This is a genomic window from Bradyrhizobium sp. (assembly GCF_019244115.1).
In the GTDB taxonomy this organism is placed as follows: Bacteria; Pseudomonadota; Alphaproteobacteria; order Rhizobiales; family Xanthobacteraceae; genus Bradyrhizobium.
Genome location: NZ_JAFATE010000394.1, coordinates 1 through 2,745, shown reverse-complemented (window position 1 = coordinate 2,745; position 2,745 = coordinate 1). Strand labels below are relative to the sequence as shown.

Sequence of the window (2,745 nt, the reverse complement as noted above, 5' to 3'; positions counted from 1 at the left end):
CCAGGTTGAAGCTGATCTTGTAATCGCCCTCGAAATGCTCGGCGAGCTGTTTCTCAAAGCTGCCGTCGGTGAACAGCCGCGCCACCTCGTACTCGTCCTTGTAGGCCAGCAGTTTTGCATAGTTGATCGCGACCGCGCGCGGCAACGTATCGCCATGGCCGCCCGTTGTCGCCGCCTCGCGCACCTGGTCGACGAGTTTCTGGTAGCGCTGGGCGAGCCGCTTGTTCTGGTACTCAGTCAGATGCGCGCTGCGATGGGCGATGATCTCGTCCAGCGACATCGAGTCCAGCGTTTTCGGGACCACCGGCGCCTCGTGGCCCTCCAGCATGATGGCCAGCCGTTCGGGATTGACAACGGCAAGGCGCCCGAGCCGGAACGCCTCGGTGTTCATCTTGATCGCGACGCCGTTGATCTCGATCGCCTGCTCGATCGCCTCGGCCGTCAGCGGCAAAAAACCCTTCTGATAGGCATAGCCCAGCATCATCATGTTGGTGGCGATGGCATCGCCGAGCAGCGCCTCCGCCGGATTGGTGAAGTCGAAGAACGCGGACTCCTTGCGCAGCGCGTTTTCGAGCACGCTGACGACCTTGCGGTTCTGGAAATTGAAATCGCGGTTGAGGACAAAATCCGCGGTCGGGATCAGATGGCTGTTGATGATGCCGACGGTGCGGCCGGACTCGCAGAGCGTGATGGTGTCCTTGGAGCCCGCCACGATCTCGTCGGCGGCGATCACGAGATCGGCGGTGCCGGTAACGATGCGCGAGCAGGTCACGTCCTTGGTATGCTCGGACAGTCGCACATGGCTGAGCACCGCGCCGCCTTTCTGGGCGAGGCCGGACATATCGAGGATCATGGAGGCCTTGCCCTCGATATGGGCGGCCATGCCCAAGAGCGCGCCGATGGTCAGCACGCCGGTGCCGCCGACGCCGCCGACCGCGATGTTGTAGGGCCGGTCCAGCGGCGGCCTGGTCAGGGGCTCCGGCAGATGGCCGATCGCGCCGAGATCGGCCGGCGCACGGTGGCGCAAGGACCCGCCATCGATGGTGACGAAGGAGGGACAAAAGCCCTTCAGGCAGGAATAATCCTTGTTGCAGCTCGACTGGTTGATGGTGCGTTTGCGGCCGAACTCGGTCTCCAGCGGCTCGACCGAGATGCAGTTCGACTGCACCGAGCAGTCGCCGCAGCCTTCGCAGACCGCCGGATTGATGTAGAGCCGGCGCGGCGGATCCTCCATCGTGCCGCGCTTGCGACGGCGGCGCTTTTCCGCGGCGCAGGTCTGCACGAACACGATCGCCGACGCGCCAGGCGTCTCGCGCAGGATCTTCATGACGTTTTCGAGCTCGTCACGATGCGCAAGCTTTACACCGGGCGCGATGGTGTGGGACGGATAGAGATCGGGATTCTCCGAGACCAGATAGATCTCGCGCATTCCCTCGGCGTGGAGCTGGAAGGTGATCTGCTGTGGCGAGAGATCGCCGTCATGGCGCTGGCCGCCGGTCATCGCGACCGCGTCGTTGTAGAGGATCTTGTAGGTGACGTTGGCTTTGGAGGCGATGGCCTGGCGGATCGCCAGGATGCCGGAGTGGAAATAGGTGCCGTCGCCGAGATTGACGAAGATGTGCTTCTCGTTCGTGAACGGGGCGATGCCAACCCACGGCACGCCCTCCCCGCCCATATGCGTGAACGTTTCGGTGTTGCGGTTCATCCACAGCGCCATGAAGTGGCAGCCGATCCCGGCCATGGCGCGGCTGCCCTCGGGCACCTTGGTCGAAGTGTTGTGCGGGCAGCCCGAGCAAAAATATGGGGTGCGGCTGATCGGGGAGACCGCCTGCACCTGGCTCGCCTCGCGGCCGTTGAACCAGTCGGCCTTGGCGCGGAGCATGCTGGCGATTTCGGGATTGAGATCGAGGCGAAGGAGACGTTCGGTGAGCGAGGAGGCAAGGGAGGCAACGGAAAGCTCCGCCGCGAAAGTCAGGAAGCGCTTGTCGTGCTCGTCCATCTTGCCCACGATGCGCGGGCGGACATCGTCGCGCCAGTTGAACAGCTCCTGCTTGACCTGGTTCTCGACGATCTCGCGGCGTTCCTCGACGATGAAAATTTCTTCGAGCCCGACCGCGAACTGCCGTACACCCTCCGGCTCCAGCGGCCAGGGCATGCCGATCTTGTAGAGACGAAGCCCGATCTTGGCGGCGACCTCTTCGGTGATGCCGAGTTCGCGCAGCGCCTGGCGCATGTCCTCATAGCTCTTGCCCGAGGCCATGATGCCGTAGCGCGCGTTCGGCGAATCCATGGTGACGCGGTTCACCTTGTTGGCGCGGGCAAAGGCGATCGCGGCATAGCCTTTATAGTCCTGCAACCTGAGGTCCTGCGCGAAGCGGTCGTCGGGCCAGCGCAGATTGAGGCCGCCTGGCGGCAGCTCGAAATCGGCAGGCGTGACGAACGGCGTCATCTCGTCGGTGAGGTCGATCTCGGCCGTGGTCTCGACCGTCTCGGTGATCACCTTCATGCCGACCCAGCAGCCGGAATAGCGCGACATCGCTATTCCCAAGAGGCCCATCTCGATCATCTCGTGGATGCTTGAGGGATAGAGATAGGGCATCAGCGCGGAGATGAAGGCGTGGTCCGACTGATGCGGCACCGTCGACGACTTGGCGCCGTGGTCGTCGCCGGCAAGGCACAGCACGCCGCCGTTCTTGGCGGAGCCGGCGGCATTGCCGTGCCGGAATACGTCGCCGCAGCGGTCGA

1 protein-coding gene is annotated in these 2,745 nt (G+C 63.8%); it reads right to left on the bottom strand.

The window, feature by feature from the left end:
- A partial coding sequence (locus tag JOZ76_RS17235) for an indolepyruvate ferredoxin oxidoreductase family protein (protein WP_291700042.1) occupies window positions 1-2,745 on the bottom strand: 2,745 nt, incomplete at both ends.